Raw genomic sequence first — 5461 nt, 5'->3', positions numbered from 1 at the left:
GTGTCATAATGCGGGCCAGCTCGTCAATCGCTCTACAACGCAATATCCATCAGGGATCTTTTGGAATTCTTCAGGTCTGTCAGCTTGGAGTAATGACGCTTAAGTGCATATCTAATTCCGAATTATTTATGCGCAGTCCCTTAGTTACGGTTTCAGGGCGGACTACCCTACCCACCCGTGCCCTTGCATCGAACCGCCAACCCCGCCTATACTGCTGCGCTGAAAGTCAACATGTTGCCGAGAGCTATATAAGAGGAGGAGTTTGTATGAATTCGACTACCCGATCGGGCATCAGAACCGCCGTGCTTGCGGTTGCGCTGGTCGCCCTGTTCGCCGGTTTGGGAGCGTTTCCAAGCAGCGCCCTTCTGCAATCACAACGGAATATTCCGGCTCCGACCGGGATCATTCAAGGCGTGGTTCAGAGTGACAAAGGCCCCGAAGCCGGCGTCTGGGTCATTGCAGAAACAAAGGATCTGCTCACGAATTTCATTAAGATCGTTGTAACGGATGACCAGGGGAAATTCCTGGTTCCGGATCTGCCGGCCGCTAATTACAAGGTCTGGGTTCGTGGTTACGGTCTTCTGGATTCCACGCCGCAGACGTTGAAGCCTGCAACAAACTCCGTCACGCTCAAAGCAATGAGCGCAAAAACTCCTCAGGAAGCCGCCAAGGTCTATCCCGGCGACTATTGGTTGTCTCTGATGGCGCCGCCGACGAAGGACCTTTTCCCAGGTACGGGAGGCCAGGGCAACGGCATCGGCAACAGGATGCTGACGCAGAATCAATGGGTCAATGGTCTGAAATCCAACTGCAATTTCTGCCATCAGCTGGGCAATCAATTGACGCGCACGCTGGACGACGTCTATGCAGCGGAGCCCAACATCAAGACGCCCATCGACGCCTGGGACCGCCGCTTACACGGTGGCGTCCGCGGCGATTCGATGTACAGCGCGTTGAGCGGCATGGGGCACGACGGTTCGTTGAAGGTTTTCGCAGACTGGACCGATCGAATCGCGAAGGGCGAAGTTCCTCCTGCGCCCAAGCGGCCGACAGGGATTGAACGCAACATCGTTGCCACGCTCTGGGATGTCGGCGACGATCATTCGTTCATGCACGATCAGATCTCGACCGACAAGAATCATCCGACAGTGAATGCCGGCGGCCCGTCATACGCCGTTTCGGCAGGCCATGGCCAGCTGGTCGTTATGGATCCAAGAGAGAACAGCACGTTCGCCATCGACATCCCGACCCGCGAAGATAGAGCAAACGTTCCGTCGCGCTTCCCGAAGCCGGCGATGCCGTCCCTGCACTGGGGCAACGAGTGGCTGTGGTGCAATCCGGTGCCGGCCGATTCCAAGGCATGCCCGAATCCTTACAACCCGGCCGATCCGCACAACCCGATGCTCGACAGCAAGGGCCGCGTCTGGACGACCTCGAAGATTCGCGGCCGTCAGGAGCCCACATGGTGCAACGATGCGTCATTGGGCAACAAGTCCGCCGACTGGTTCCCGCTGATGAACAGCGGACGCCAGGCCTCCTTCTACGATCCGAAGACGCAGAAATGGCAGCTGATTGAAACCTGCTTCGGTACGCACCATCTGCAGTTCGATAACGATGCCAACGAGACGGTCTACTTCAATGAACTCAGCGGCCCGATCTTCGGCTGGGTCAACACGAAGCTGTACGACAAGACCTTGGCGGAAACCAAGGACGAGTTCAAGGCCGAACGTACCGCGGTCGGCTGGTGCGGACAGGTCCTCGACACCAACGGCGACGGCAAGATCACGCGGCCCTTTAATAATCTCGGTACCAATCAGCTGAGCGGTAACGAACTCCTGTACGCGGGCGAAAATGGCGGCGGCGCCCCGGCGCCCCGCGGAGCAGCCGCGGCAGGTGGCGGAGCCCCCGCAGGTGGTGGGTCCGCAGCAGGCCGAGGCCGCGGACGTGGCGCCGCGGCGGCGGCCCCGTATGATCCGAAATTGGATTCGATGGTTCGGTATAACCTCTACTCGGTGATCCCCAGCCCGGTCGATGACACCGTTTGGGGCGTCAGCGAGAACCCGTTCCCAGGTATGCTTGTCCGGCTGCAAGTTGGCAACAATCCTCCGGAAAGCTGCAAGACGACGATCTTCAAAGTTCCGGAAGGCGGTTTCGATCCTCGCGGTATCGACATCGACGGCAACGGCGTTGTCTGGACGGATCTTGCTGCCAGCAGCCAGCTCGCCAGCTTTGATGTCCGGAAGTGCAAAGACTTGAACGGCCCTGCCAAGAACGACGGCAGCCAGTGCAAAGAAGGCTGGAAGCTCTACACGACCGACGGTCCGAAGTTGAAAGGGACGAACATCCCGGCGGACTTCCAGTACTTCAATTGGGTGGACCAGCACAACGCATCGGGCATGGGCGCGAATACACCATTTGCAACCGGCTCGAATTCCGATTCGCTGCTGGCTCTGAACACTCAAAACGGCACATGGACCAAGTTCCGCATTCCGTATCCGCTCGGGTTCTATGCCCGCGGTATGGACGGACGTATCGATGATCCGAATATGGCGAACTGGAAAGGTCACGGACTGTGGTCCAACTACGGGACACACTTCGTGTGGCAATCCGAAGGCGGCAAGGGCACGAAGGGTAAGATCGTGCACTTCCAGATTCGGCCGAATCCGTTAGCCAGATAAAGCAGGAACCACAAGCTGCACAAAAGGCACAGGAGGGGGTGAGCTCCTCTTGTGCCTTTTGTGCTTCTTGTGGTTCCTTCCCTCTTGTAAACTTCCGCCAAATCCACGCTTGGGAGTATGTGATGAAAATCGGAGCGGTCATCCTCGGTATCCTGCTGGCAGTCACGCTGGTCTTCGCCCAGCGTCCATCGGATCCCGCGTTGTTGATTCCACAAACTGCGCCGGAGCTCGACTACGTCTCCGTCCCGGACCCCTTCACCTTTCCGGCTGGGACCAGCCTGGCCGGCGCCGCCGCCAGCGTTGCCTTCGACTCCAAAGGTCACATCTGGGTGTTGACCCGCGGGAACCCGTCGATCTACGAGTTCGATAACAGCGGCAAGTTCATCCGCTCGTTCGGTCAGGGACTCTTCACGCGCTCGCACGGCCTTCGGATCGATGCCGACGGCAACATCTGGGCCACGGACGTCAGCGGACACACGGTTCTGAAGTTGAGCCCGCAGGGCGAGGTCTTGATGACTCTCGGGACGAAAGGCCAGCGGGGGGCATGGGACGACACAACACATCTCCTGAACGAACCCAATGACGTCGCCATCGCCCGCAATGGCGACATCTTTGTCGCGCAGGGTCACACTCCCGGGGCGAACGGCGATCCCCGCGTTCTGAGGTTCGATAAGACCGGAAAGTTCATCAAATCCTGGGGCGGCAAAGGCAAGGAACCCGGCAAATTCGACGTGGCTCACGGCCTCGCTTTCGACGCCAAAGGCCAGTTATGGGTGACCGACCGCGAAAACCAGCGGATTGAGATCTTCGATCAGGATGGAAAATACATCAAAGAACTCAAGTACTCCGGTCTCCCGGCTTCACTGGACATCGGTCCGCAGAATATTTTCATGGTGAACGGCTTTGCCGGCCAGCTCCTGAAACTCGATCTCGACGGCAAGGTCCTCGGCGCGACCGGAAAGCCCGGCAAGGGACTCGGCGAATTCGGTGAAGCTCATATGATCGCGGTCAGCCCGAAAGGTGAAGTGTTCATCGCCGACAGCGTGAACGCCAACGTCCAGAAATTCGTGAAGAAAAAGTAGCCAGAAAAAAGTAGAGGGGGGCGCACCCCTCTACTTTTTTCTGGCTACTTCTATAAACTGGAATCAGGAGGTCGAAGTATGACTTATCGGGTTCCGGTTCCCGTCAACGAGCCTATCTACTCTTATGCGCCCGGCACGCCTGAACGGAAAGCTCTGAAAGATAAGCTGGCGGCGATGTCCGCCGAACGTATCGAGATACCTCTGATCATCGGCGGCAAGGAAGTCCGCACAGGCGACACCGCGACGCAGGTGATGCCGCACAGGCACGGTCACGTGCTTGCGACCTGGCACAAAGCCGGCGCCAAAGAAGTCGAACAGGCCGTCAAAGCCGCGACGGACGCGCGCCGTGAATGGGCTTTCTGGAACTTCGAAGACCGGGCGGCCGTGTTTCTACGGGCCGCGGATCTGCTCGCCTCGACCTGGCGGCCGGTGATCAATGCTTCGACCATGCTCAATCAAAGCAAGACCGTGCACCAGTCGGAAATCGATGCGGTCTGCGAAACCATCGACTTCCTGCGCTTCAATGCGCATTTTGCCGAACAGATCTACGACAACCAGCCGCTGAACGCTCCGGGCATGTGGAATCGGCTGGACTACCGGCCCCTGGAAGGCTTCGTCTACACCGTGACGCCGTTCAACTTCACCTCGATCGGCGGCAATCTCTCGTCGGCGCCGGCAATCATGGGGAACTGTGTCATCTGGAAGCCGGCGAGCTCGACGGTTCTCAGCAACTATTACATCTTCAAAGTATTCGAAGCCGCCGGACTGCCTCCGGGAGTGATCAATTTTCTGCCCGGCAATGCCGGTCCGATCAGCGAGGTGCTGCTCCATCATCCGGATCTTGCAGGCATCCATTTCACGGGCTCGACCGAAGTGTTTCAAACCATGTGGCGCACAGTCGGCGACAACATCAGGAGCTATCGGACGTACCCGCGCCTTGTCGGTGAAACCGGCGGCAAAGACTTCATTCTTGCTCATCCCAGCGCCGATCCCGACGCCCTGACCACCGCCATCGTCCGGGGTGGCTTCGAATACCAGGGCCAGAAGTGCAGCGCCGCCTCCCGCGTCTATATTCCGGATAGCATCTGGAAGCGAATGGGCAGCCGGCTCATCGAAATCACAAATTCGATTTCCATGGGCGATGTATCGGACTTCCGGAATTTCATGGGGGCCGTCATCGACCGCGCGTCGTTCAAAAAGCTCAGCGGATACATCGAAGAAGCGCGCAAGTCGAACGATGCGCAAATCGTGGCCGGAGGTGAAACCGACGACTCGGCCGGCTATTTCGTCCGGCCCACCTTGATTCAGGCGAAGCGCCCGGATTATCGCACCATGTGCGAAGAACTGTTCGGGCCGGTCGTGAGCCTGTATGTCTATCCGGACAGTCAGTGGACGGAGACCCTTTCGATCGTCGATAAGACCTCACCCTACGGCCTGACTGGAGGCGTCTTTGCCACCGACCGGAGCGCTGTCGCGGAGGCCAATCGTGCCCTGCGATTCGCCGCCGGCAACTTCTACATCAACGACAAACCGACCGGAGCCGTCGTCGGCCAGCAGCCTTTCGGAGGAGCCCGCGCCAGCGGCACGAACGACAAGGCGGGTTCGATGATGAACCTGCTGCGTTGGGTAAGCCCCCGGACGATCAAGGAGAACTTCGTCCCGCCGACCGATTACCGATATCCGTTCATGAATGAGCAATAA

General features: G+C 58.5%; 3 protein-coding genes. All 3 read left to right on the top strand.

Features of this window, described 5'->3' with window-relative positions:
- Window positions 1-266: 266 nt before the first annotated feature.
- Entirely contained in the window at window positions 267-2678 is a 2412-nt protein-coding gene (locus VGK48_07615) for a carboxypeptidase-like regulatory domain-containing protein (protein ID HEY2381036.1), read from the top strand.
- Window positions 2679-2800: 122 nt separating this feature from the next.
- Window positions 2801-3760 (top strand): peptidyl-alpha-hydroxyglycine alpha-amidating lyase family protein, encoded by a 960-nt coding sequence (locus tag VGK48_07610; protein ID HEY2381035.1) that lies wholly within the window; start codon window positions 2801-2803, stop codon window positions 3758-3760.
- Window positions 3761-3838: 78 nt separating this feature from the next.
- Complete coding sequence (gene pruA / locus VGK48_07605) at window positions 3839-5461, top strand: L-glutamate gamma-semialdehyde dehydrogenase (protein HEY2381034.1); 1623 nt, start codon at window positions 3839-3841, stop codon at window positions 5459-5461.

This window comes from Terriglobia bacterium (genome assembly GCA_036496425.1).
Taxonomy (GTDB): Bacteria; Acidobacteriota; Terriglobia; order 20CM-2-55-15; family 20CM-2-55-15; genus 20CM-2-55-15.
Note: the sequence above shows the minus strand (reverse complement) of the source record. Positions and strands in the feature narration are given on the sequence as shown.

Bases quoted from the DNA above. Each gene is read 5' to 3' on its own strand.
- pruA (HEY2381034.1), top strand. From the start codon at position 3,839: ATGACTTATCGGGTTCCGGTTCCCGTCAACGAGCCTATCTACTCTTAT.
- VGK48_07615 (HEY2381036.1), top strand. From the start codon at position 267: ATGAATTCGACTACCCGATCGGGCATCAGAACCGCCGTGCTTGCGGTT.
- VGK48_07610 (HEY2381035.1), top strand. From the start codon at position 2,801: ATGAAAATCGGAGCGGTCATCCTCGGTATCCTGCTGGCAGTCACGCTG.